Origin of the sequence: uncultured Tateyamaria sp. (assembly GCF_947494755.1) — a bacterium.
GTDB lineage: Bacteria > Pseudomonadota > Alphaproteobacteria > Rhodobacterales > Rhodobacteraceae > Tateyamaria.
On the sequence record NZ_CANLVZ010000002.1, the window covers coordinates 137,663 to 161,240 of the forward strand.

The window sequence follows — 23,578 nt, forward strand, 5'->3', positions numbered from 1 at the left end:
GCCGGAGGCTCCCGCACGTGCAAGAGAGCGCACCGGCCTCAATAGAGGTCCCACTCATCCGTCTGGCGCAACTCACCCATCGCCATCCATGCTACACGCACGCGGGCCACGCGGCTATCACCCCAAGTGCGAAAGACCAGATCAAAGCCATCCTCGGTGACGGTTTCGGCGCTGATGTCAGCGCGCAAAGGCGTTTGCGTATCCACGTCCCACATCGAAATCGAAACATGCACGACCGGGATGGAGCGGAAAGGTTCCTCGAACGCAATGCGGCGGCGGCGTTCGCGCTGGCCACGGCCAGTCCACATCTCGCCCCCATCTTCGAAATCCGAAAACAGAATCGTGTCACCTTGGTCAACGCCAATCAGATGGTTGCGTAGTCGTTTCATCGTTCCGTCTTCGTACACCCCGGGGAATTGCTAGCACGTCATGTGCGGCGGATCATGCCCAAAAACGAAAAAAGGCCCCGCAGGTTGCAGGACCTTTCAGAACCGTACCGGACGGGCTGGCCTTACAGGCTGGGCTGCTTGGTGCTGAGTCCGATTTCCGAGCCCACCGCAACCATGTCGGCCAGCAGCTTGGCAGCGTCATCCACGGGGCCGGGCTCGTTCTTGAACGTGTCCTTGGCGCGGGTGTAATTGTCCTGCGCTTCGTCAAACATGGCGTCCATGTCCTCTTGGGTAATGTCGGCGCGCGACACCGCCCGTTCGGCCAGCACCGAAATACCTTGCGCGCCGATTTCGGCGAAACCGCCCGTGACCACAAACTCATGTGCGGTGCCGTTCGCATCCACCTTCAGCACGCCGGGGCGCAGGGTGGTGATCGTCGGTGCATGATCGGCCATCACCGTCATGTCCCCGTCCGCGCCGGGGATCTGGACCGATGTTGCCTCCATCGACGCAAGACTGCGCTCGGGGGATACCAAATCAAATTGCATTGCTGCCTCCTTTGCGGGACGTGGGCGGGCGACACGCCCGCCTTACCCTTTGGGCTTTGCCGTAAGGTGGGCGTGTCGCCCACCCAGCTTGTCAGGCTGCGTCCGCGGCCATCTTCTCGGCTTTGGCTTTCACTTCGTCGATGCCGCCGACCATATAGAAGGCCCCTTCGGGCAGGTGGTCGTACTCACCGGCCACAACCGCCTTGAACGAGGCAATCGTGTCTTCCAGAGGCACCTGAATGCCGTCGGAGCCTGTGAACACCTTGGCCACATCGAAGGGCTGGCTGAGGAACCGCTGGATCTTGCGCGCACGCGAAACGGTCAGCTTGTCCTCTTCGGACAGTTCGTCCATCCCGAGGATCGCGATGATGTCCTGCAGCGACTTGTAGCGTTGCAGGATCTGCTGCACGTCCGAGGCCACCTTGTAATGCTCTTCACCTACGATCTGAGGGTCCATCAGGCGCGACGAGCTGTCGAGCGGGTCCACAGCCGGGTAAATCCCCAGTTCCGAAATCGCACGCGACAGAACGGTTGTCGCGTCGAGGTGCGCAAAGGTTGTCGCAGGCGCGGGGTCGGTCAAGTCATCCGCAGGCACGTAGACGGCCTGAATGGAGGTGATCGAACCGGACTTGGTCGAGGTGATGCGTTCCTGCATCTGGCCCATGTCGGTCGCCAGTGTCGGTTGATAACCCACCGCAGACGGAATACGGCCCAATAGGGCGGACACTTCGGAACCGGCCTGCGTGAAGCGGAAGATGTTGTCGACAAAGAACAGAACGTCGGTGCCGGACGCATCGCGGAATTGTTCGGCGAGGGTCAAGCCTGTCAGAGCCACACGCGCCCGCGCTCCGGGAGGTTCGTTCATCTGACCATAAACAAGCGCAACCTGGCTCTCTTCGAGGTTGTCGGGCTTGATCACGTTGGATTCGATCATTTCGTGATAGAGGTCGTTCCCTTCACGGGTCCGTTCCCCCACACCGGCGAAGACGGAATAGCCCGAGTGCACCTTGGCGATGTTGTTGATCAGTTCCATGATCAGAACGGTCTTGCCCACGCCGGCACCACCGAAGAGGCCAATCTTGCCGCCCTTCGAATAGGGGGCCAGCAAGTCCACAACCTTGATGCCTGTCACCAAAATTTCAGATTCAGTGGACTGTTCGGCAAAGGCGGGCGCATCCGCGTGGATGGGGCGACGCTCTTCGGCATCAACGGGGCCACCTTCGTCAACGGGCTCGCCCACGACGTTCAGGATACGACCCAGGGTCTTGGGGCCGACCGGCACCATGATCGGCCCATCGGTGTCCACAACTTCCTGACCGCGCACCAGACCCTCAGAGGAGTCCATCGCGATGGTGCGCACGGTGTTTTCACCCAAGTGCTGCGCCACTTCCAAAACCAGCTTGTTGCCGTTGTTGTCGGTGGTCAGCGCGTTCAGAATTTCCGGCAGGTGGTCGTCGAATTGCACGTCGACGACGGCCCCGATGACTTGTGTAATTTTGCCTTTAGCATTTGCCATGTTTCGTCTCCGGTTTTCTTACAGCGCTTCCGCGCCGGAAATAATTTCGATCAGCTCGTTCGTGATCACAGCCTGACGCGAGCGGTTATATTCGACCGTCAACTGGTCGATCATTTCGCCCGCATTGCGTGTCGCATTGTCCATCGCCGACATCCGGGCACCCTGCTCGGACGCGCCATTCTCCAGCAAAGCGGAGAAGATCGCCGTGGCCACCGCACGCGGCAGAAGGTCGGCCAAAATGGCCTCTTCGTCCGGCTCGTAATCATAGAGCGTTTCGCTTGCCTCATACCCTTCGGGCACGGCGAACGGGATGATCTGCTGCGCGGTCGGAATTTGCGTCACGACGTTCTGAAAGCGCGCGAAAAAGATCGTCGCCACATCGAACTCGCCTGCATCAAAGCGTCCCAGCACATCCTTGGCCACGCCTTGCGCATCCGCATAGGACATCCGCTTGACCTCGGACATGTCGATATGTCCGACGAACTTGTCGCCGAAGTCCCGCTTGAGCTGATCACGGCCCTTCTTGCCCACAGTCAGGATCTTGACCGTCTTGCCCTCGCCTTGCAGCTTGGTGGCATGGGTGCGCGCCAGTTTGGCGATGTTCGTGTTGAACCCGCCGCACAGGCCCCGCTCGGAGGTCATGACGACCAGCAGATGCACCTGATCCGCCCCCGTGCCCGACAATAGTTTGGGTGCGCTATCCGACCCGGATGCGGCCGAAGACAACCCTGCCATCACGGCATTGAACCGCTCGGCATAGGGGCGCGACTGTTCGGCAGCTTCCTGCGCCCGCCGCAGTTTCGCGGCGGCCACCATTTGCATGGCCTTCGTGATCTTGCGCGTCGACTTAACGCTTTCGATCCTGTTTTTCAGGTCCTTGAGATTTGGCATTGCCCCACCTCCCGATTAAGCGAAGGTCGAAGCGAACTCGTCCAGCGCCGCCTTCATCTTGTCGACGTTCTCACCCGATTTGAACTTGGGATCCTCGTCCGAAATCCACTTGAGGAAGTCGCCCTTCTGGCTGCGCAGGAACTTGAGCAGACCGGCTTCGAACTCACCCACGCGCGAGACGGGGATCTTGTCGAGATAGCCGTTGGTGCCTGCAAAGATGACGCAAACGATTTCGGCGTTGGTCAGAGGCGAATATTGCGGCTGCTTCATCAGCTCGGTCAGGCGCGCACCACGGTTCAGCAACTGCTGTGTGGCCGCGTCCAGGTCGGAACCGAACTGGGCAAAGGCCGCCATCTCGCGGTACTGGGCCAGCGACAGTTTCACAGGGCCCGCCACCGACGACATCGCGTCTGTCTGGGCCGAGGACCCAACGCGCGACACCGACAGACCGGTGTTCACGGCAGGACGGATGCCCTGATAGAACAATTCGGTTTCAAGGAAGATCTGACCGTCAGTGATCGAAATCACGTTTGTTGGAATAAAGGCCGACACATCGCCGCCTTGGGTTTCGATGATCGGCAGGGCCGTCAGCGAGCCCGCACCATTGTCTTCGTTCAGCTTGGCAGACCGCTCAAGCAGGCGCGAGTGGAGGTAGAAAACGTCGCCGGGATAGGCTTCGCGGCCCGGTGGGCGACGCAGCAGCAGCGACATCTGGCGATAGGACACGGCCTGTTTGGACAGATCATCATAGATGATCAGGGCGTGACGGCCATTGTCGCGGAAGAATTCCGCCATCGAGGTCGCCGCATAAGGTGCGAGGAACTGCATGGGCGCCGGGTCGGACGCGGTCGCGGCCACAACGATCGAATAGTCAATCGCGCCGGACTCTTCGAGTTTCTTCACCAACTGTGCCACGGTGGACCGCTTCTGGCCGACCGCCACGTAGATGCAGTAGAGCTTCTTGCTCTCGTCATCGCCGGCGGCGTCGTTATACGATTTCTGGTTCAGGATCGCGTCAAGCGCCACGGCGGTCTTGCCGGTCTGACGGTCACCAATAATCAGCTCACGCTGGCCACGGCCAATCGGGATCATCGCGTCAACGGCCTTGAGGCCGGTCGCCATCGGCTCGTGCACCGATTTGCGCGGGATAATGCCGGGGGCTTTGACGTCCGCAACGGACCGTTGCGAGGCGTTGATCGGGCCCTTGCCGTCCAGTGGGTTGCCAAGACCGTCCACAACACGGCCCAGAAGTTCGTTGCCGACGGGCACGTCCACGATGGAGTTCGTGCGCTTGACGGTGTCACCTTCCTTGATGTCCCGGTCAGAGCCGAAGATCACCACACCGACGTTGTCGGTTTCGAGGTTCAGGGCCATCCCCTGAATACCGCCCGGAAATTCGACCATCTCACCGGCTTGGACATTGTCGAGGCCATAGACGCGGGCAATCCCGTCACCCACGGACAAAACGCGGCCCACTTCGGCCACTTCCGCTTCCTGACCAAAGTTCTTGATCTGGTCTTTCAGGATTGCGGAAATCTCTGCTGCTTGGATACCCATTTATCCGACCTCTTTCATTGCATTCTGGAGGGAAGAGAGCTTGGAGCGGATCGACGTGTCGATCATCTTCGAGCCCACTTTGACGATCAATCCACCGATGAGGCTTTCATCGACAGATGCATTAATGGTGACGTCCTTGCCCATGCGGGCCTTGAGCGTCTTGGCGACTTTGTCCGACTGTTCCTTGGTCAGTGCGGTGGCGGATGTGACATCTGCGGTCAACTCGCCCTTGTCCTCGGCGATGATGTCGCGCAGCGCCTGCACAAGCTGTGGCACCACGAACAGGCGCCGCTTTTCGGCCATCAGCGCCAGCGTGTTGCCCATCAGCTCGCTCAGGCCCGCCTTCTTGGCGATGGCAGAGATGGCTGCGGCCTGCTCGGAGCGGCTGTACACCGGCGAATGGATCAGCGCGTTGAAGTCTGCGCTTTCGGCCATTGCCGTGTTCAGCGTCTCAACATCGCTTTCGATTTTCTTGACGGCGTTGCCCTCTTTGGCAAGCGCGTAGACAGCAGTGGCATAACGCGACGCGATGCCTGTGGAGATCGAAGCTGGTTCGGACACGTCCACCCTTTCGATGTCTTGGCCCCGCATTCTACCGCCCGAAGGCAGGCGAAGGTCGGGGACGTGGGAACGCCTTGATTTGGGCCAAAGCGTGGAAATCAGGGGGGATGTAGCAGAGGGTATCGGCCCCCGCAACATATCTTCGTGAACAGGCGTTTGGGTGGTTTTTGAGCGTTTTCAGCACGTTAGACAAAGTGCGACCGTTTGCGCCACTCACTTTGTCAGGAATCCGTCACAAAACTCACGAAATTTGGGGGCGATTCCAGGTGGCACGCCTCGGTTGGTGCTGTTTGTGACCGACATCAGCCCGCTATCCGGCCTCTGCTCCACCCGCTTGCCTTGACACGCATTGGCATCAGGGCGAGCCAGACGCGGCGATGTTCTCGTCAGACGCGGAGATTATCGTCAGCCTTGGAGGAAAATAGCAAATGCGTGCTTTGGCGCTGCTCGCCATGTTGTCGGCTGCAAAGATGATGACAATTATGCAATCGCCACCTGACGATGGCGGCACCGCGCTCGCCCGGGATGACGACCTTGACCAGCCCGAAGACGCCGACATCGGCGTGTCCGCGCTTTGCCGTGCCGAGACCGACAACATCGCCGATATGTTCAAGCCCAGACTCGAAGCCGACTTTGCCTTGAATGCGCCGGAGGCTGATGACAGCGTTTCGCTAGCCACCAAATGGGCAGCCCTACCAGAGCAAACGACGGACCCGTCCGTGCTCCGGGTCAATGCGGGGGATGGAAATGAAACGATCAGTGGGGTCGGCCTTGGGGCGATCCTGAATGGCGGGGATGATGACGACACGATCATAGTGCGCCCGGATTTCTACGGGGTCGCTGACGGGAGTGCTGACAACGACGTCATCCTTACCAGCGACAGCCGGTCGACCGATGCGGCCACTCTGGATGGCGGTGCGAGGGATGATCAGATCATCAGCGCTGACGCATTGCAGCTCGACATCACCCTCCGTAAAGGGGCCGACACTTTGGTTTTCGCAGCCGAAGCGCAAGGCAGCATTGCGCCTATCACCTTCAACGACTTTGCCCCCGCAGAGGATGCCCTTGTGTCGGTTTTGGGCGTCGATACCCCGGATGAAGTCGAATTTTCGATTGTGAGCGATATCTCGAAGAGCCGAAACAGCGTGCGTGCCACGGTTCCCGCCGCCGAGGCCGGGACATACACCGAATTTGGATCGTTTCTTTATCTGAATAGCGCGCAGGGCGATATTGCAATTGCCAACACCCTGCCCATGCCGGTCGTTGCCTGACCGTCAGACCCGTCCCGCAATCGGGGCCGTGACGCCCTGCGGCACGGCCTGCTTCTTCGCTTCGACACGCTTGACCTTGCCTTTGGGCGGATAGACCAGCTTGGACGCCTCAACCATGAATGCGCCGCCCGCCATCATGCCCGGCATCACCCGGCCCACCTTTTCGAACATGTTGCTGGATTTCATCCAGACCCGCCGCGACGAGGGGAACTGATAAAGCGCGCCCAGATGCCGCTCCGGCAGGAACTGGTGTTTGCGCAACTGCGTCTCAAGCTGGCTGGCCGAATAGGGCCGTCCATAACCGAAGGGCGTGCGATCCCGGCGCGACCACAGCCCGGCGCGGTTGGGCACGATGAACAGCGCCTTGCCCCCCGGCCCCAGCACGCGCCACGCCTCTTCGAGCAGGTCATAGGCCCGCTCGGACGTCTCAAGCCCGTGCAGCATGATCAGCTTGTCCACGTGGCCCGTCTCGATCGGCCACAGGGTCTCTTCGGTCAGCACGGTGACGTTGGGCGCATCCGCAGGCCAGGGCATCACGCCCTGCGGCCCCGGCATCAGCGCGATGACCCGGCGCGCATCGGCCAGATAGGGGCGCAGCAGCGGCAAGGCAAAGCCAAAGCCCGCCACGGTCTGTCCCGCCGCTTCGGGCCAGATTTCGGTCATCCGCCGTCGCATCGACGTCTGCGCCGCCCGCCCCAAGGCACTGCGGTAATAAAAGTTACGCAAATCCTGCACGTCCAGATGCATCGTGATCCCTTGCCCTTGGCGGCCATGCGCGCCACCTTTGATATAACCCTACCCCAAGAAAGCGCCATTGCCATGCCCCTCGATATCCGCACGATCCCCTGCCTGTCCGACAACTATGCGTTTTTGGCCCATGACCCCGAAACAGGGGCTACGGCGCTGGTGGACGTGCCCGAGGCCACTCCGGTCCTTGATGTGCTGGCCGAGATGGGATGGACCCTGAGCGATATTCTGATCACCCATCACCACTGGGATCATGTGGACGGGCTGGCGGATGTGCTGGCCAGGCACCCTGCCCGCGTGATCGGGGCCGCCGCCGATGCCGACCGCCTGCCCAAGCTGGATATCGCACTGGCCGAGGGCGATGAGGTCAGGATCGGCTCGGAAACCGGCACTGTTATAGATGTCTCGGGACACACCATTAACCACGTGGCGTTTCACTTCGCCGGTTCAAATGCGCTGTTCACCGCGGACAGCCTTATGGCTTTGGGATGCGGACGGGTGTTTGAGGGGACCAAGCCGCAAATGCACGAAAGCCTGCAAAAGCTGGCTGCCCTGCCCGGCGACACAGTCGTCTACTCGGGCCATGAATATACCGCCGCCAACGCCAAATTCGCGCTGACCATTGATCCGGACAATTCCGACCTTATATCGCGGGTCCGGGATGTGACCGACAAACGCGCAAGCGGTATCCCGACTGTTCCCTCTTTGCTGTCCGAAGAACTGGCAACCAACCCGTTTCTGCGCGCCCACGACCCCGCCATTCAGGCCCATCTGGGCATGAGTGGCGCAAACGCCACCGACGTGTTCACGGAACTCCGCACCAGAAAAGACAATTTCTGAGACGGATTGTTCTCATACGCGCCTAATTCCACACCGAAAACACGCACCTCACGCAGATTGTGAGGTTTTGTGCAAAGAAAAGCCTTGAAGCGGCGCGTTGTTCAACCAAACTTAAACACATGAGGCCATGGTTGGTATGGGGCCTCGACATTCTTTGGTGCCCCCAACCCGACCCCGATCGAAAGGAGCACAGCCGTGCCTTCATTCTCGACGACACTGGAAAAAGCGATCCATCAGGCGCTTGCGCTGGCCAACGAACGCCGGCACGAATTTGCAACTCTTGAGCATTTGTTGCTCTCCCTGGTGGATGAACCCGACGCCCGTCGCGTCATGCAGGCCTGCTCGGTCGACATTGACGAATTGCGCGGTGCGCTCAACGAATTCGTGGACGATGACCTGTCCAATCTGGTCACCGACATCGATGGATCGGAGGCTGTTCCGACGGCGGCGTTCCAGCGCGTGATCCAGCGCGCCGCCATCCACGTGCAGTCCTCGGGCCGCACCGAAGTGACCGGTGCCAACGTGCTGGTCGCCATCTTTGCCGAACGCGAAAGCAATGCGGCCTACTTCCTGCAAGAACAGGACATGACGCGCTATGATGCGGTGAATTTCATCGCCCACGGCGTCGCCAAAGACCCCGCTTTTGGCGAGGCGCGGCCCGTATCAGGTGCGCCGGAAGTCGAAGATGAGCCGCAGGGCGTCACCGAGGGTGAGAAAAAGGAAAGCGCGCTGGCCAAATACTGCGTGGACCTGAATGAAAAATCCCGCGAAGGCGATATCGACCCGCTGATCGGGCGCGATTCCGAGGTGGAGCGGTGTATCCAGGTGCTCTGCCGTCGCCGCAAGAACAACCCGCTGTTGGTGGGCGATCCGGGCGTGGGCAAAACCGCCATCGCAGAAGGGCTCGCGCGCAAGATTGTGGCCGGTGAAACACCCGAAGTGCTTTCGGGCACGACCATCTACTCGCTCGACATGGGCGCATTGCTGGCCGGCACACGCTATCGCGGTGATTTCGAGGAGCGGCTCAAGGCCGTTGTGACCGAGCTTGAAGATCACAAGGATGCGGTGTTGTTCATCGACGAAATCCACACTGTGATCGGGGCCGGTGCCACGTCGGGCGGCGCCATGGATGCCTCCAACCTGCTGAAACCTGCTTTGCAGGGGGGCAAGCTGCGCACCATGGGCTCGACCACATATAAGGAGTTCCGCCAACACTTCGAAAAGGACCGCGCGCTGAGCCGCCGGTTCCAGAAGATCGACGTGAACGAGCCTTCGGTGGATGATGCCACTAAAATTCTCAAGGGCCTCAAGCCCTATTTCGAGGATCATCACGGCGTCAAATACACCTCCGACGCGATTAAGACATCGGTGGAACTGGCGAGCCGCTATATCAACGACCGCAAGCTGCCCGACAGCGCCATTGACGTCATTGACGAGGCCGGCGCGGCCCAACACCTCGTGACGGCGGCCAAACGGCGCAAGACGATCGGCACCAAGGAGATCGAGAATGTCGTGGCCAAGATCGCACGCATTCCACCCAAGAACGTGTCCAAGGACGATGCCGAGACGCTGAAAGATCTCGAGGCGTCCCTGAAACGGGTCGTGTTTGGGCAGGACAACGCCATCACCGCGCTTTCCTCTGCAATCAAACTGGCGCGGGCCGGTCTGCGCGAACCTGAAAAGCCCATCGGCAACTACCTGTTCGCCGGGCCGACCGGTGTGGGTAAAACCGAGGTGGCCAAGCAACTGGCCGACACGCTCGGGGTCGAGATGCTGCGCTTTGACATGTCTGAGTACATGGAAAAACACGCAGTGTCGCGCCTGATCGGGGCCCCTCCGGGCTATGTCGGGTTCGATCAGGGCGGCATGTTGACGGACGGTGTGGACCAACACCCGCACTGTGTGCTGCTGCTGGACGAGATGGAAAAGGCGCACCCGGATGTCTACAACATCCTGTTGCAGGTGATGGACCACGGGAAGCTGACCGACCACAATGGTCGCACAGTCGATTTCCGCAACGTAATCCTGATCATGACTTCGAATGCGGGGGCCGCTGAACAGGCCAAGGCTGCCATCGGGTTCGGTCGCGACCGGCGCACCGGCGAGGACACCGCCGCGATTGAGCGGACGTTCACGCCAGAATTCCGCAACCGTCTGGACGCGGTGATCAGCTTTGCCCCGCTTGGAAAGGACACCATCCTGTCCGTGGTTGAGAAGTTCGTGCTGCAACTCGAGGCCCAACTGATGGACCGCAATGTCACCATCGAGTTGACCAAACCCGCTGCGGAATGGCTGGCCGACAAAGGTTATGATGACAAAATGGGGGCGCGTCCACTTGGTCGCGTGATCCAGGAATACATCAAAAAGCCGCTGGCCGAAGAGTTGCTGTTTGGCAAGTTGATGAAAGGCGGCGTGGTGAAGGTTGGCGTCAAGAATGGCGCGTTAGATCTGAAACTGGAGGGGCCGGACAAGCCGCGCCTGTCCGGCAACAAGCCACCGCTGCTGACCGCAGACTGATGCGCGCGGCCCTTGCCGCACTGATAATCTCCCTCGCCGCAGCCCCCCTTGCGGCGAGGGATTTTCTTTTGGTGCCGCCGATTGACTGCGATCTGGGCACCGACTGTTTTATTCAGCAATATGTCGACAGCGACCCCACCGAGGGGGTGCGCGATTTTCGCTGCCAAAGCCTCAGCTATGATGACCACAAGGGCACGGATTTCGCGCTGAAGTCCCGCGCGCAGATGGAGCAAGGCGTCGATGTGATCGCCGCCGCACCCGGCACGGTGCGGGCCATTCGCGATGGGATGGCCGATCAGCTTGTGACAGCAGAGAACCGGGCCGCACTTGCGGGCCGCGATTGCGGCAACGGGCTGGTTATTGATCACGGCGATGGGTGGTCGACGCAGTATTGCCACCTCAAACGCGGCTCCGTGCAGGTGCGCGGCGGTGACGAGGTCGCATCAGGCGACGTCCTGGGTCAGGTGGGCCTGTCGGGCCGCACCCAGTTTCCCCATGTTCACATCACGGTGCGCAAGGATGATGCGGTGGTCGATCCGTTCGATCCCGACGGCACGGCGACATGCGCGGCCCCAAGCACCGAAACACTTTGGCAAACACCCATCGCCTACCAACCGGGCGGTGTGATCGCCGTGGGCCTTGCAGATGCCGTGCCCGAATACGACGCCATCAAAGCCGGAGAGGCGCACGCGCCCGAACTGCCCGTGGACGCGCCCGCACTGGTTGTTTTCGGCTATATCTTTGGCGCGCGGGCGGGCGATATCCTGCATCTGCGCATCACGGGCCCCGACGGTGAGGTCATTGACCGCGCCGTCGATCTGGACCGCACCCAAGCCCAACTGTTCCGTGCCATCGGCAAGCGACGACGCGATGCAATTTGGCCTGCGGGCACCTACGAGGGCACCGCCACCCTGATCCGCGGACCCGAGATCATCAGCACGCAGCGCAATGTTGTCGAGATCCGCTAGACCCTACTTGCCTGTGAATTTCAGCTCAATCCGCCGGTTTTGCGCGCGCGCTTCGGGTGTGTCGGCGGGGTTCAGCGGCTGATACTGGCCAAACCCGTTGGCCGACACGCGGGTCGGGGGAATGCCCAGGAAATTCACCATGTACTTGACCACCGACAGGGCACGCGCCTGGCTCAACTCCCAGTTGTCTGCAAAGGCCCCTGTCCCCGACAGCGGCACGTCATCAGTGTGCCCATCGACCTGGATGACCCAGTCGATCTCGGGTGGGATATCGTCCGCAACGCCGCGCAGAATATCTGCAATCTTTGCAATCTCGCCCTGACCAACCGGGGACAAGTCAGCCCGACCCGGTGGAAACAGCACTTCGGACGAGAACACGAACCGGTCGCCCACGACCTGCACACCCTCCTGTGCGCCCAGCACATCGCGCAACTGCCCGAAAAACTCGGAGCGATAGCGTTCGAGGTCTTGCGCCTGCGCCTCAAGCCGCTTGCGCTCGGCTTCTTCCAATTCGCGCCGCCGCCGTTCCTCGGCCGCGACCCGTGCCAGCGCGGTGTTCAGCTCAGACCCTAGCGATTGCAACTGCACGTCCCGCGCCGCATCCCGCGCGACCGCATCATCCAGCAGGGCCTGCAACTGGCCCAATTGCGCGCGCAAAGCGGCCACTTGCTGGTTCAGCAACTCGGTCTGGCGTTGGGCTTCAAGCGTGGCCGCCTCCTCGGCGCTGAGCGCTTCGCGCGCCGCCGCGAGCAAAGCCGCGCGCGCCTGAGACTGATCCGCCTGTTCCTGCAATGCCTGCTCTGCAGCGGCCTTTTGCGCGAGCGCGGCGACCAACGCCGCCCGCGCCTCGGCTCCGTCAGCATCCAGTGTTTGCGCATCCTGTTCGGCAGCCAGTTGAGCGGCCAAAGTAGCGGCCAACTGATCGCGCAACGCAGCACTGTCCGAGGCCAGGTCGCTGTTCACGCTCTGCGCGCCCTCCAACTCGGTCAGGGCATCGGCCAATTGTGCCTCCAGCTCCACCACACGGGCTTGCGTTTCCGACCGGTCCCGCGATGCGTTTTGTGTGGCCAGCAAGGCTGCGGCGAGTTGCGCATCAAGGTCCTGTTCAGCTGCCCGTGCCGCGGCCAAGAGGGTCAGCGTATCCTCGGCCTCCTGGCGTTGCGCCTCAAGGGCAAGGGTCATGGCCGTCAATTCGGCATCAGCCTGTTCCAAACGCTCACGCAAGGCCTGGGCCGCTGCGGCTTCGGCCAGACGGGCGGCTTCTTCCTCGCTCAACGAGGCTTGCGCCGCCTCTAGATCGGCCTGCAACCCCGCCGCTTGTTCGGCGGTGTCGGCGTTGCGGGCGCGCAGGTCCGCGATCAATGCCTGCAGCGCCTCAGTACGCGCGGCGGCCAATCGGGCGGTTTCGGCTTGCGCGTCCACCTCGGTGCGGGCCTGCGCCAGCGCGAGGTTCAACGCCTCTTGCTCGGACAGCAATTGGGTTTGGGCCTCTTCCAGCCCCGCAATGGTCTCTTGCGCACCATCCCGCTCCGCGATCAGAGCGGCCACTTGCGCCTCAAAACTCGTGATCCGCGTTTGGGCGGCCGTCAGTTCCGTCGCCTGCGCATCGCGCTCTGCCGTCAACGTGCGGATCAATGCGGCTTGTGACTCCACCTGCGCTTCGGACTCGGTGAGCGTGGCATTCAGCGCCGACAGCCGTGCGTCCAACTGGTTTGATCGCCGCTCCTCCAGCACCAGGGCTTCGGCCAAGGCGGCGACTTCACCGGCGAGTTGATCCAGTTCGGTTTCCTGCCCCGTGATCGTCTCACGCAAGACAAATTGCACGACCATGAAAATGGTCAGCACGAACATCAAAACCAGCAACAGGCCCGTCATCGCATCGACAAAGCCCGGCCAGATGGACGCCTGAAACCGTTGCCCGGTACGCCGCGACAGTGCCATGTTCAGCTGCTTTCCGTTTCAGGGCCTTGACGTGCAGACCGGATCGCACTCGCTTTACGGTTTTGACCACGCGGCTGGCTGAGCGCTGTGGCCAATGCCGACAGGTCCGTGCGCAATTCGGCCATGGTTTCCTGGCGGCCTGCGCTGATCTCTTCGAGAATGCGCAACATCTGCACATCGATTGAGCGTAACCGCATCCGGCTTTCGGCATCAATGCCGTCGCCTGTGCCTTGCCCCTCAATGGCTTCGATCAGCCGATCCTGCCCCTCGGCCATGCGCTGCAAAATAGCCTCGCTGCTGCCCTGCCCCTGCATCTGGGCCGTCATGGCGCTGACCGCATCCGCCAGCTTGCCCAGCTTTTCATCAACCATCGACCGGCTGATGTCGGACTGGGTGAACATGGTTTGCAGGCTTTCCATCTGTTCGGCCAGATGATCGATCACCCCGGCCATCGCGGTCTGGTCGCCCGTCACATCACCTTCATTGCTGAGGCCCACGCGGGTGATCGAGCTGAGCCATTCTTCCAATTCGCGGTAAAACCGGTTCTGGCCGTGCCCTGCAAACAACTCAAGCAGACCCACAATCAGTGACCCCGCCAGCCCCAGCAAAGACGAGGCAAAGGCGACGCCCATCCCGTCTAGCTGAGATTCCAGCCCGCTCATCAGGCGGCTGAACACCTCGACCCCGGCCTCACCATCTTGCGGCGCGAGGCTGCGGATCGTTTCGACGAGGGCGGGCACCGTGGTCGCAAGGCCATAGAACGTGCCCAAAAGGCCAAGGAAAATCAGCATACTGACGATGTAGCGCGTGATTTCGCGCACCTCGTCGATACGGGTCGCAACCGAATCCAGGATCGACCGGGTGGACGATGCCGACAACTGCATCCGTGCGCCCCGAGAGCGCAGCAGCGACGCCAACGAGGCCAGCAATTGCGGGGCCTTGCCACTGGCCGACGGCCCATAGGCGGCAAACCCTTCGATCCAGCGCACCGATGTGATCAGCTGATAGACCATCCAGAAACAGGACACGACGCCGATCAGAAACACGAACATGATGAACCCGTTCAGATACGGGTTGGACTGAAACACCGGCAGCACACTTGGCAGCGCAAGAAACGCGCCGAACCCCGACAGGATCAGCACAATCAGCATCAATGCGATTTGCCGCACCGGTTGGGAAAAGTGCGGTTGGGCCTCGGGTCTGGTCTGTGCCATCGGCTGGCTCGTGACCTCTTCTTTTGCTCTGCTCTGGTGGCAATCTATCGCGAATTGGGCCAGAGCGCCAAGGGTTTATGCCGAAATCGCGGCAACCCGGCGGACCAGCCAATCAAGGTCAGGATCAGCCACCCCAAGGGCGTGGAGATGCTCGGCCGTGTTGACCAGATATTCGCGGTTCGGTCCCCGCCCGCCATGGGCGTGCGCGATGATCTGGGCCTGCTCTTCCAGCGGCAGCCCGCCGCAATACTGGACGTGATCCGCGTCAATCACATAGGTGACCGCCGTGACGCAGTGCCCATCGGCCAAGTCAATCTCGAGCATCTTTTCCAAATAGGCGGACGAAATCAGCTCGCGTTCGCGCAAATAGGCCAGCGTGGCCTCTTCCTGCCCGTCAGCCACCCGCAACGCAACGCCGTCGCATCTGGCATCGGCCACCTCGTCCAGAGCCAGCACCAAACCCGGCTCCGCCTCGGTCCCGCGGTGGTGGATCGAACGCATGCAGAACGAACGCGCATATCCCGGCAGTGTCGCCATACGCTGTTCGGCAACCTCAAACCCCGGGTTCCACAACAGACTACCATAGCCAAATACCCACATCGCCATTGCCTCTGGTCCTTTCCGTTTCATGTGCGGTAGACCCGATTTCAAGGCAGAGGGAAAGAGCAGCGATGCGCAAACTGTTGTGGATATTGGCACTCTGTGCAGTGGGCTGGTGCGGCTGGTGGTGGGCGGCCTCGACCGGGCTGCGCGGCAGCATCAATGCGTGGTTTGAAGATCGGGCCGCGGCTGGCTGGCAAGCGGATCTGTCCGGGATCGATGGCGGTGGTTTCCCTCTCACGCTAGTCGCCGGACTGCGCGATGTGGCGCTGGCCGATCCCGATGCCGGGCTCGCGATCGAGACGGATAGGCTGGACATCACCGCCCCGGCCTGGTGGCCCGGCGATGTGACTGTGACGCTGAGCGATGCGCCAATCCTGCTCGCCTCGCCCTTGGGGCGCTCGACCCTGACCATGGCGAACGGCGTCATGGCGCTGAACCTCCACCCGGGCACGGCACTCGAACTGGAGGCGCTTGGGTGGACGTCCGGGCCATGGCGGCTCGCCGATCCGCTTGGCGTGCAGGCGCAGGCTGACACGCTGACCCTGACGATGACGCAGACAACAGGTGCCGCATACGCTGTGACGGCACGCGCCGACGGGTTCGCACCGGGTGACAGCACACGCACCGCACTTCGGCTACCCGAAACGATCCCGCGCGCGTTTGACAGCCTGCAACTGAACGCTGATGTCACCTTTGATCGCCCATGGGACCGGCGGGCGCTCGAGGCGCGGCGTCCCCAGCCCCGCCAGATCGACCTGCATCTGGCCGAGGCGCGATGGGGTGATCTGAACCTCAATATCGCGGCAAATCTGGTGGTCGATGACAACGGCACACCTGAAGGCAGCGTCGCACTTCAGGCTGAAAACTGGCCAGCCATGCTGGATCTGGCCGAGGCCGCAGGTATCCTGCCCACGCAACTGAGACGACAGGCTGACAGCATATTGCGTGCTCTCGCCCGCGCCTCGGGGAACGAAACGACGCTGGATGTCGATCTGGCGCTCAGAGGTGGTGCAGTTTATCTCGGCTTTATCCCGATCGCACCTGCGCCCAAGCTGGTCATCCGCTGACCCCACCCTTCTTTTGACCAGAAATACCGCGGGGGAGGCCGCCAGGCCGGGGGCAGAGCCCCCCAAAAAACTTAGCGTGGCGCAGCCTCAATCAGATCAACGACAGAATGGGCCGCTGCGGTAACGTGCTGTATCGAAATGGAAATGATCGCGGTGAAAGCGATCCGAATTGGGACCCAGAACGGTGCCAAACGGCCCGCACGCCGCCTTGTGCATCGAACGCAGCGCACGCCGATGGCGCGAATTCCAGTCGTTGAGCACGGTCAGCGTCGATCCGTCCTGCAAGGTAAAGCCCGATATATCGATCGCGCGACCCTTCCCGTGCTCCGAGATGCGGGCCCCGCGTTGGTTGTTGCGTGTGCGGCAAGCGTAATGCGCAGCCACCCGGTAGCGCACCAACCCCCCACCAGTGTTGCGCAGCGCGGGCTTGGCCCCTTTTTCAGTCCATTTTTTCAACGCCTTGGCGGTCGAACAATCCATGATCGCCGCCTGGCTCAACGTCACACCGGACACCGAGCGCAAGCGCACCGCATCCTGAATACCACAGCCCGCAATCCGCCCGGGCACGGGGCCCACCTCATCACCTTGCAGGTCCACGTCACCGCAGACCTGCCCTTTGCGCCGTTGCGCGCGGCGCGACATGATGCGCTTTTCGATGGCACGAGGGCGCAAGGACGGACGCAGCGATCCGCCAATCGCCGGAGCCGGGGTCGCCGCCGCCTCTTGTGTCTGGACCGACTGCGCAACCGCGCCGCTGCGCGCATCGGTCCCGGCCCGTGCCACTGGCCGCTTGGACACATCCGGCGCAGCCGCTGCACTTGCTGCAAAGAGCGACAGGACCAGCGCCAAGGCTTTCACCGCTTGGCCCCCCGTCCAAAATCAGGCGCGTCGGTGTCCTGCCCCGCCTCGATGATACCACGCCGGATCGCACGGGTGCGGGTGAAATAGTCATGCAGGTGATCACCGTCGCCTGTGCGGATGGCCCGTTGAAGGGCAAACAGTTCTTCGGTAAAACGCCCCAAAATCTCGAGCGTGGCGTCCTTGTTCGTCATGAACACGTCGCGCCACATGGTCGGATCGCTGGCCGCGATCCGGGTGAAATCGCGAAACCCCGCAGCCGAATATTTGACCACTTCCGTGTCCGTCACACGGCGCAGATCATCCGCAACGCCCACCATCGTGTAGGCGATCAGGTGCGGCGCGTGGCTGGTCACGGCACAGACCAGATCGTGGTGATCAGGCTCCATCTCCTCGACATTCGAGCCCAACGCCTCCCAAAAACCGCGCAACCGCGCAACCGCCACCGGATCGCTGCCCTCCGCCGGGACGAGCAGGCACCAACGGTTGTCGAACAATTCCGCAAAGCCGGACTCGGGCCCTGAATGTTCGGTGCCTGCCATCGGGTGGCCGGGGACAAAATGCACGCCCTCGGGCAAGTGTGGACCCACCGCATCAATCACCGCGCGCTTGACCGAGCCGACATCGCTGACCGTTGCACCCGGTGCCAAATGCGGGGCCATTTCAGCAGCCACCGCGCCCATCGCCCCGACAGGCACGCACAACACAACCAGATCGGCCCCTTCGACCGTTTCGGCAATGCTGTCATAAACCCGATCACACAACCCGATCCGGCGCGCCGTGTCGCGCGTTTCGGCCGTGCGGGCATAGCCGGTGACTTCGCCTGCCAGATTGCCCCGTTTGATGGCCCAGAACATGGACGAGGCGATCAGCCCCAGCCCGATCAGGGCGACACGATCATATGTGCTCACGCGGCTGCCTCCTCGCGCCAACGGGTCAGGGCCGCGATCACGCGGCCCGTCTGGTCCGCATCCCCTACCGTGATCCGGATACCTTCGGGAAAGCCGTAGCCCGCGACCCGGCGCACCAGAATACCGTCGGCATTCAGCGCCGCCTCTGCCGCGTCGGCCTCGGCGACAGAGCCGGCGCGCGCCAGCACGAAATTGGCGTGGCTGTCATCGCAGGCCAGCCCCAACTGGCGCAGCGCGCCCGTCAGTCGAACCCGCTGATCCGCATTCAGCACCACGCAGTCGCGCACCCAAGCAGTGTCGCGCACCGCCGCCTCTGCCGCCGCCAGCTGGATCACCGACAGGTTAAAAGGCTGGCGGATGCGTGTCATCACGTCGATCAATTCAGGCGCGCCGTAGCCCCATCCAATGCGCAGGCCTCCAAGCCCGTAGATCTTGGAAAAGGTCCGCGTCACCAACACATTGGGCATTTCGCGCGCCAGCGACAGCCCTCCATCGTAGCCTTCGGCAAATTCGACATAGGCCCCGTCGATCACGAGGATCACGTGGCGCGGCAAAGTACGCGCCAGCCGCGCGACCTCTGCCATCTCAAGCAGGGTGCCGGTCGGATTGGCCGGGTTCGCAAACATCACGATCCGTGTGCGGTCGGTCACGGCGGCCAAGATTTTTTCAACACTCACCACCCGGTCATCTTCGGGCACGCAAACGGGTGTGGCCCCGGCCATGTTCGCCAGGATCGGGTACATGGAAAACCCGTGCTCGGTATAAAGGATCTCGTCCCCGGGGCCGGAAAACGCTTGGGTGACGAACTGCAACACCTCGTCCGAGCCGACGCCGCAGATCACCCGCTCGGGTTCAACATCCCACACCTCACCGATGGCGGCGCGCAGGCCCGCGTGATCGGTCGAGGGGTAGCGGTGCATGCCCAGGGCCGCCTCCGACACGGCCTTGATCGCCGCCGGGGGCGCGCCAAGCGGGTTCTCGTTCGAACTCAGCTTCAGCACATCTTCCACACCAGCCAGATGCGACGCCCCGCCTTGATAAAGCGCGATATCCATGATGCCGGGTTGCGGGGTGATGCGGGTCATAGGGGCCTCCGGTGGTTCGCAGCCGTTTTACGGTCCGCGCGCCAAGGTGACCAGTGGCAAAAGACCGCTAGCTAGTGGCACCTCGCGCCGGCTTCCACTTGAACCCGACGCGGATGATGCCGTGATCGTTGGTGCCGCTTTCCTTGTGGTCATCGTAGTTGAGGTGATCGTTCTGCACCGTCATCTCGTCAAAGGCCCATTTGCGCCGCTTGGAATTGTCGTAAAATTCCTGACTAAAGAGGATATGATCAAGGCTCTCGCGCTGCCCCTGATAGACGTGGGTGTAGTAGACGTCGCGCACCGAGCGGTATTCCTGCATGGTCTGCGCGGTATAAAGCGCATTGTCGCCACCCCCTGTGGATAGGGGCGACAGATAGGTGGGCTGCTCGGACAGGATGTTGAGCGTGTTGCTTTCCTTACCATCATTCATGTCCCCGATCACCACTACAGGCGTGTCCGTGCCTTTGATGATGTTGGTGACCAGCACACGCAGGGCTGCGGCCTCGGCCGTGCGGCGCACGGTCGATATGGCATAGCCAAGCGCGTTGGCGTGGGGGCCGTGCACGTCCTTTTCGTACCAGCTTCGCTCGCGCCAGATCTGCGTCGGGCGGCGGGATTTAAAATGGCAGACGAACACGTGGATTGCGGGCGTGCGCGGGTCGGGTTGCACCTGAAAGTGTAGCACAGGGCGTGAAAACGTGCTCAGCTTCACCTCGATAAAGTCCTGTTGCGGATCATCCCCGCCGGATTTCAGCACATATTCAGGGGGGAAATCGGTGATCCATTCGGGCGTGCCGACCAGCATGTCGTTGCGCACCGCCGCCGCACAAACAATCCGCTTGCCGTTGTGGCCCGGCGGCACGAGGGCGGTATACTCGTCCGCAATCCCGCCTTCGGTCAGCGCCTGATGCAGCGCCTCTCTGGCCCAAAGCTCCTGAATGCCGATCACATCCGCATCGAGCAGCGCCATGGTCGCCGCCGTATAGTCAATCTTGCGCTGGTAAATCCCGTGGTTCCACCCGTCGCGGTCGCCATAGATGGCGTCGCCCGGCAGTTGCAGGTTCAGCAGATTGAAGCTTGCAAAGGAAATGTCGCGTGCGCCCATTTCAAGCCTCCAATGTCTTTGATCAATGCACGCGAACCTACCACAGGTTGCGCGCCTGACCAGAGATTTTTAGCCCCGCGCCGGACGCCATAGCGGACCCACGGCAATCATCAGGATCACGACATTGAACGCTGCATTGGACGCGGTGCCCGAAGCGATGGAACCCGCACTGTCCAGTACGAACCAAGCAAGGATCCCTGCCAGTACGGCACGACGTACGCCCTCGGGCGCATGGTCATAGACCCACACCCGCAGGCACCAGATCATCACGCCCCACCCAAGCAGAAAGCCCCCCGTCAGCGCCGAAAGGAACCGCGTGCCATAGGCCTCATAGGTGGGCTGCCCATCCAGCGGCCAACTGAGCAGATCAAGGCTCCACCGGGCCGGTTCGGATGTTGCCGCCATGGTGCCAAGGAACAGAATGGGGGCGAACCCGCCCACGGTGATGGCCGTGATGGCGAGCCAGAATTTGTGTTGCGCATGTGTCATGTTGGACCTCCCTGGGCCGGTGTGCGGGGGTGCGGGGCGCAAATCAATTACCTCGCAGGTAACTGACAGGGCGCGCGCGCTGCGCTAGAGGTGGCATATGTCACAGTTTCCCGGCACCCTGCGCACATGGCGTAAAGCAAGGCGGTTCAGCCAGTTGGATCTTGCGGGCGAGGCCGATGTGTCGGCCCGCCACATCTCGTTTCTGGAAAGCGGGCGCGCGCGCCCAAGCCCGCAGATGATTGCCCGGCTGTCAGACGCGCTCACATTGCCGCTGGATGCGCGCAACCAGATGCTCACCCATGCAGGCTTTGCCGCGCGCTATCCGGCGCGGGCCTGGGACAGCGATGACATGGGGCCCATACGCGCTGCGGTGTCGCACATGCTCGCCGCCCATGCGCCTTATCCTGCGCTGGCGGTGGATCGGCTGTGGCGGGTGATCGAGATGAATGCGGGCGCGCGGGCCATGTACGGGATGTTGGGGGTCGGGCAAGGTGACAGCCTGCTGGACCTCATGTGCTCGGATCATCTGCCGGGTCACATTGAAAACTGGGCGCAGGTGGCCCATCACGCCTGCCAACGGTTGCGCACCGAAAGTGCCGCGCAAGGTGGCGTGCCGGAACTGGACCGGGCAGCAGACCATCTGGGGCGGGTCCCCCGGCGCGCCGATCAGCCCATGATGCCGGTTGTGCCCACCACGTTGCGAGCCGGTCCTCTGCGCCTGTCGATCTTTGCCACCATCGCGCAATTTGGCACGCCAGACGATGTGGCGCTGGATGACCTCAAGGTCGAACTCTATTTTCCCGCCGATGCGGAAACCAAGGCAGCGCTGGAGCGTCTTGCCCTCTAATCAGCCGGCTTTGGCCAGTTTTTTCAGGCGCTTCTCGCCCTCTTCCAGCACCTTCTGTTCCAGTGCCGAGATAAAAGCGCCGTCCTTTTGCAGCCCCTTCACGGCCAGCTTTTCATAGGCTTCGACGCTGGATTCATTGCCAGTCATTTTCTCGGCGATGCTGGCATAGGCGGTCTTGCCCATCAGTTCGGTCAGCTTTTTGGCGGCTTCAATTGTCACATCCGCACCTTCACGCGAGGCGAATTCCATCAGCTCGGCCTTGGTGAACTTATCACCATGCTTGGCCACCATCTTGACGAACAGCGATTTTTCCATGGCCCGGCTGAAATGGGTGCCTGCCATATCAACCGACCGTTTCTGCCAACCGCTGTCGAATTTCTTGAGCGATTTGAATGACGCACAGCCCGCCAGCCCGCCAATCAGCGAATTGGCCAGCGCGTCCACAATCCGCTTTTCATCGATCTTTTTGCCTGCGGCGGCGTCTTTGGCGAGGTTGCCGACTTCGGCAATCGCGCCTTTCATCATGTTCTGGCCCGCGCCAGAACCCAAAATGGCCGACACAACCTTGAGCGTATATTTCTGCATACGCGTGTTGAACTGGCGCGCAGCGGCCTGACTGACCTTGGTGACCACGCCCTTATAGGCTTTGGACGACAGCGACGCCCCAAGAGAAGCCGCCACGCCGGTGATCATCATGTTGCCCAACACCTTCTGGGTGGACGCCTTGGGATCAAATTTGTCGTTGGCCGCGTATTCGCCCAATTCCCCGGCCGAGACCTTCAGCCCCTCGCAACCCACCGCCGCCATGACCTGCGCCCGTTTCGGATCCATCCCGCGCGTCGTGATCAGATATCCGGTGGCCAGCACTTCAAGCACCGCAAAGGCCCCCTCGGAGACCACCGTGGCCCCGAACGCGCCCCACTCCGCACGCTTGGTGTATTTGTTGTTGTAGTCCTTCCATTCCTTGACCGCCTTGTTGTGGAGCTTGGAGGTCTGGGCACAGAGCTTCTTGACCTTTTTCCAGTCCACTTTGGACCGGTCCGTGGCGGCGATCACCTGCCCCGCAGCGGCGCGGGCGTTCAGCGCGGCCTTGGCCGAGGGAGGATCAGACAGGCCAAAGCCGTGCATCCCAATCGCCACCATCGCATTCAAATACCCGTCCTGCCCTGCCATCGTTTCTTGGACGTTGCGGATCAGCTTTTCGATCACATCCGCCTCGGACTGAACGGCCTTGGCATTGCTGATAATCTTGCGCCGGGCTTCGATCTCGAGCCGGATGAATTCGTCCACTTCGATCAGCTTGGTCTTGCCCTTTTCGACCACCTCATAGGCCTCGAAATTCGCGATCATGTCGCGGTAGCGGAAATATTTGACGGCCCCCGCATTCCACGTCTTGTCGCCGGGCTGGATCACCCCATTGATGTCATTCTTGGACAACTTGCCCTTGGAGCCCTGATACATCCGGATCATCTTGACCAGACCCGCGTTCATCTTGCCCGTCATCTTGTAAGGCGCGCCTTGGGCAATCAGCCACAATTCAATGGTGGCGATATCCTTGGGCTTGTTTCCCGGCTTGGGGTCCTTGCATTTTGGATCACCCACGGGGGCAGACAATTTGTTTTCCATTCAAAAACTCCAACAACAACAGCAGCG

At 61.6% G+C, this 23,578-nt stretch carries 22 protein-coding genes; 6 read left to right on the forward strand and 16 right to left on the reverse strand.

All coding sequences use genetic code 11. The features are described 5' to 3' along the window. Positions 1 to 38: 38 nt before the first annotated feature. The 6 genes from Q0908_RS03295 to Q0908_RS03320 form a co-directional block, all read right to left on the reverse strand. Entirely contained in the window at positions 39 to 389 is a 351-nt protein-coding gene (locus tag Q0908_RS03295; RefSeq protein WP_299281013.1) for an H-type lectin domain-containing protein, read from the reverse strand. Positions 390 to 511: 122 nt separating this feature from the next. Next, the gene (locus Q0908_RS03300) at positions 512 to 937 is read right to left on the reverse strand and encodes a F0F1 ATP synthase subunit epsilon (RefSeq protein ID WP_299281014.1); all 426 of its coding nucleotides are present in this window, start codon (positions 935 to 937) and stop codon (positions 512 to 514) included. A 91-nt stretch (positions 938 to 1,028) separates the two neighbouring features. Further along, complete coding sequence (gene atpD / locus Q0908_RS03305; RefSeq protein WP_299281015.1) at positions 1,029 to 2,453, reverse strand: F0F1 ATP synthase subunit beta; 1,425 nt, start codon at positions 2,451 to 2,453, stop codon at positions 1,029 to 1,031. A gap of 18 nt (positions 2,454 to 2,471) precedes the next feature. Then, positions 2,472 to 3,344, reverse strand: coding sequence for a F0F1 ATP synthase subunit gamma (locus Q0908_RS03310; RefSeq protein WP_299281016.1), 873 nt, complete (start codon positions 3,342 to 3,344; stop codon positions 2,472 to 2,474). A gap of 15 nt (positions 3,345 to 3,359) precedes the next feature. Then, on the reverse strand, positions 3,360 to 4,901 hold the full coding sequence (atpA, locus tag Q0908_RS03315; RefSeq protein WP_299281017.1) for a F0F1 ATP synthase subunit alpha: 1,542 nt from the start codon (positions 4,899 to 4,901) through the stop codon (positions 3,360 to 3,362). Beyond that, on the reverse strand, positions 4,902 to 5,462 hold the full coding sequence (locus Q0908_RS03320) for a F0F1 ATP synthase subunit delta (protein WP_299281293.1): 561 nt from the start codon (positions 5,460 to 5,462) through the stop codon (positions 4,902 to 4,904). It lies immediately after the preceding gene. A 482-nt stretch (positions 5,463 to 5,944) separates the two neighbouring features. Between Q0908_RS03320 and Q0908_RS03325 the strand changes: the two genes are divergently transcribed. Further along, a complete protein-coding gene (locus Q0908_RS03325) occupies positions 5,945 to 6,733 on the forward strand; it encodes a hypothetical protein (protein WP_299281018.1) in 789 nt (262 codons plus the stop codon). 3 nt (positions 6,734 to 6,736) lie between these two features. Here the strand turns inward: Q0908_RS03325 and Q0908_RS03330 are convergent, their stop codons facing one another. Then, positions 6,737 to 7,480: a hypothetical protein gene (locus Q0908_RS03330; RefSeq protein ID WP_299281019.1), complete on the reverse strand. Its 744-nt coding sequence runs from the start codon at positions 7,478 to 7,480 to the stop codon at positions 6,737 to 6,739. 72 nt (positions 7,481 to 7,552) lie between these two features. Between Q0908_RS03330 and gloB the strand changes: the two genes are divergently transcribed. From gloB to Q0908_RS03345, 3 genes are all read left to right on the forward strand, one after another. After that, complete coding sequence (gloB, locus tag Q0908_RS03335) at positions 7,553 to 8,320, forward strand: hydroxyacylglutathione hydrolase (protein ID WP_299281020.1); 768 nt, start codon at positions 7,553 to 7,555, stop codon at positions 8,318 to 8,320. Between the two features lie 195 nt (positions 8,321 to 8,515). Then, a complete protein-coding gene (gene clpA, locus Q0908_RS03340) occupies positions 8,516 to 10,837 on the forward strand; it encodes an ATP-dependent Clp protease ATP-binding subunit ClpA (protein WP_299281021.1) in 2,322 nt (773 codons plus the stop codon). A 71-nt stretch (positions 10,838 to 10,908) separates the two neighbouring features. Continuing rightward, positions 10,909 to 11,805: a M23 family metallopeptidase gene (locus Q0908_RS03345; RefSeq protein ID WP_366868650.1), complete on the forward strand. Its 897-nt coding sequence runs from the start codon at positions 10,909 to 10,911 to the stop codon at positions 11,803 to 11,805. Positions 11,806 to 11,808: 3 nt separating this feature from the next. Here Q0908_RS03345 and Q0908_RS03350 read toward each other — a convergent pair whose 3' ends face one another. The 3 genes from Q0908_RS03350 to Q0908_RS03360 form a co-directional block, all read right to left on the reverse strand. Continuing rightward, positions 11,809 to 13,746: a peptidoglycan -binding protein gene (locus Q0908_RS03350; protein ID WP_299281023.1), complete on the reverse strand. Its 1,938-nt coding sequence runs from the start codon at positions 13,744 to 13,746 to the stop codon at positions 11,809 to 11,811. 2 nt (positions 13,747 to 13,748) lie between these two features. Continuing rightward, positions 13,749 to 14,960 carry a biopolymer transporter ExbB gene (locus Q0908_RS03355; RefSeq protein ID WP_299281024.1) on the reverse strand — a complete coding sequence of 404 codons (1,212 nt, stop codon included), beginning with the start codon at positions 14,958 to 14,960 and terminating at the stop codon, positions 13,749 to 13,751. 75 nt (positions 14,961 to 15,035) lie between these two features. Continuing rightward, on the reverse strand, positions 15,036 to 15,566 hold the full coding sequence (locus tag Q0908_RS03360) for a gamma-glutamylcyclotransferase (protein WP_299281025.1): 531 nt from the start codon (positions 15,564 to 15,566) through the stop codon (positions 15,036 to 15,038). Between the two features lie 65 nt (positions 15,567 to 15,631). On the opposite strand from Q0908_RS03360, the gene Q0908_RS03365 reads away from it, so the two are divergent. Then, positions 15,632 to 16,630 (forward strand): DUF2125 domain-containing protein, encoded by a 999-nt coding sequence (locus Q0908_RS03365; RefSeq protein ID WP_299281026.1) that lies wholly within the window; start codon positions 15,632 to 15,634, stop codon positions 16,628 to 16,630. Between the two features lie 96 nt (positions 16,631 to 16,726). On the opposite strand, the gene Q0908_RS03370 is transcribed toward Q0908_RS03365, so the two are convergent. The 5 genes from Q0908_RS03370 to Q0908_RS03390 form a co-directional block, all read right to left on the reverse strand. After that, entirely contained in the window at positions 16,727 to 17,488 is a 762-nt protein-coding gene (locus Q0908_RS03370; RefSeq protein WP_299281027.1) for an extensin family protein, read from the reverse strand. Next, positions 17,485 to 18,399, reverse strand: coding sequence for a prephenate/arogenate dehydrogenase family protein (locus Q0908_RS03375; protein ID WP_299281028.1), 915 nt, complete (start codon positions 18,397 to 18,399; stop codon positions 17,485 to 17,487). Before Q0908_RS03375 ends, Q0908_RS03370 begins: the two co-directional genes overlap by 4 nt. Next, the gene (gene hisC, locus Q0908_RS03380) at positions 18,396 to 19,484 is read right to left on the reverse strand and encodes a histidinol-phosphate transaminase (RefSeq protein ID WP_299281029.1); all 1,089 of its coding nucleotides are present in this window, start codon (positions 19,482 to 19,484) and stop codon (positions 18,396 to 18,398) included. The genes Q0908_RS03375 and hisC overlap by 4 nt, the downstream gene beginning before the upstream one ends. Positions 19,485 to 19,551: 67 nt before the next feature. Beyond that, positions 19,552 to 20,589, reverse strand: a complete 1,038-nt coding sequence (locus Q0908_RS03385; RefSeq protein ID WP_299281030.1) for an endonuclease/exonuclease/phosphatase family protein — start codon at positions 20,587 to 20,589, stop codon at positions 19,552 to 19,554. A 69-nt stretch (positions 20,590 to 20,658) separates the two neighbouring features. Then, positions 20,659 to 21,078 carry a hypothetical protein gene (locus tag Q0908_RS03390; protein WP_299281031.1) on the reverse strand — a complete coding sequence of 140 codons (420 nt, stop codon included), beginning with the start codon at positions 21,076 to 21,078 and terminating at the stop codon, positions 20,659 to 20,661. A 97-nt stretch (positions 21,079 to 21,175) separates the two neighbouring features. On the opposite strand from Q0908_RS03390, the gene Q0908_RS03395 reads away from it, so the two are divergent. Beyond that, complete coding sequence (locus Q0908_RS03395) at positions 21,176 to 21,925, forward strand: helix-turn-helix transcriptional regulator (RefSeq protein ID WP_299281032.1); 750 nt, start codon at positions 21,176 to 21,178, stop codon at positions 21,923 to 21,925. Here the strand turns inward: Q0908_RS03395 and Q0908_RS03400 are convergent, their stop codons facing one another. Next, on the reverse strand, positions 21,926 to 23,551 hold the full coding sequence (locus Q0908_RS03400) for a hypothetical protein (protein ID WP_299281033.1): 1,626 nt from the start codon (positions 23,549 to 23,551) through the stop codon (positions 21,926 to 21,928). Positions 23,552 to 23,578 lie beyond the last annotated feature (27 nt).

Bases quoted from the DNA above. Each gene is read 5' to 3' on its own strand.
- Q0908_RS03295 (WP_299281013.1), bottom strand. From the start codon at position 389: ATGAAACGACTACGCAACCATCTGATTGGCGTTGACCAAGGTGACACG.
- Q0908_RS03300 (WP_299281014.1), bottom strand. From the start codon at position 937: ATGCAATTTGATTTGGTATCCCCCGAGCGCAGTCTTGCGTCGATGGAG.
- atpD (WP_299281015.1), bottom strand. From the start codon at position 2,453: ATGGCAAATGCTAAAGGCAAAATTACACAAGTCATCGGGGCCGTCGTC.
- Q0908_RS03310 (WP_299281016.1), bottom strand. From the start codon at position 3,344: ATGCCAAATCTCAAGGACCTGAAAAACAGGATCGAAAGCGTTAAGTCG.
- atpA (WP_299281017.1), bottom strand. From the start codon at position 4,901: ATGGGTATCCAAGCAGCAGAGATTTCCGCAATCCTGAAAGACCAGATC.
- Q0908_RS03325 (WP_299281018.1), top strand. From the start codon at position 5,945: ATGCAATCGCCACCTGACGATGGCGGCACCGCGCTCGCCCGGGATGAC.
- Q0908_RS03330 (WP_299281019.1), bottom strand. From the start codon at position 7,480: ATGCATCTGGACGTGCAGGATTTGCGTAACTTTTATTACCGCAGTGCC.
- gloB (WP_299281020.1), top strand. From the start codon at position 7,553: ATGCCCCTCGATATCCGCACGATCCCCTGCCTGTCCGACAACTATGCG.
- Q0908_RS03350 (WP_299281023.1), bottom strand. From the start codon at position 13,746: ATGGCACTGTCGCGGCGTACCGGGCAACGGTTTCAGGCGTCCATCTGG.
- Q0908_RS03355 (WP_299281024.1), bottom strand. From the start codon at position 14,960: ATGGCACAGACCAGACCCGAGGCCCAACCGCACTTTTCCCAACCGGTG.
- Q0908_RS03360 (WP_299281025.1), bottom strand. From the start codon at position 15,566: ATGGCGATGTGGGTATTTGGCTATGGTAGTCTGTTGTGGAACCCGGGG.
- Q0908_RS03365 (WP_299281026.1), top strand. From the start codon at position 15,632: ATGCGCAAACTGTTGTGGATATTGGCACTCTGTGCAGTGGGCTGGTGC.
- hisC (WP_299281029.1), bottom strand. From the start codon at position 19,484: ATGACCCGCATCACCCCGCAACCCGGCATCATGGATATCGCGCTTTAT.
- Q0908_RS03385 (WP_299281030.1), bottom strand. From the start codon at position 20,589: ATGGGCGCACGCGACATTTCCTTTGCAAGCTTCAATCTGCTGAACCTG.
- Q0908_RS03390 (WP_299281031.1), bottom strand. From the start codon at position 21,078: ATGACACATGCGCAACACAAATTCTGGCTCGCCATCACGGCCATCACC.
- Q0908_RS03395 (WP_299281032.1), top strand. From the start codon at position 21,176: ATGTCACAGTTTCCCGGCACCCTGCGCACATGGCGTAAAGCAAGGCGG.
- Q0908_RS03400 (WP_299281033.1), bottom strand. From the start codon at position 23,551: ATGGAAAACAAATTGTCTGCCCCCGTGGGTGATCCAAAATGCAAGGAC.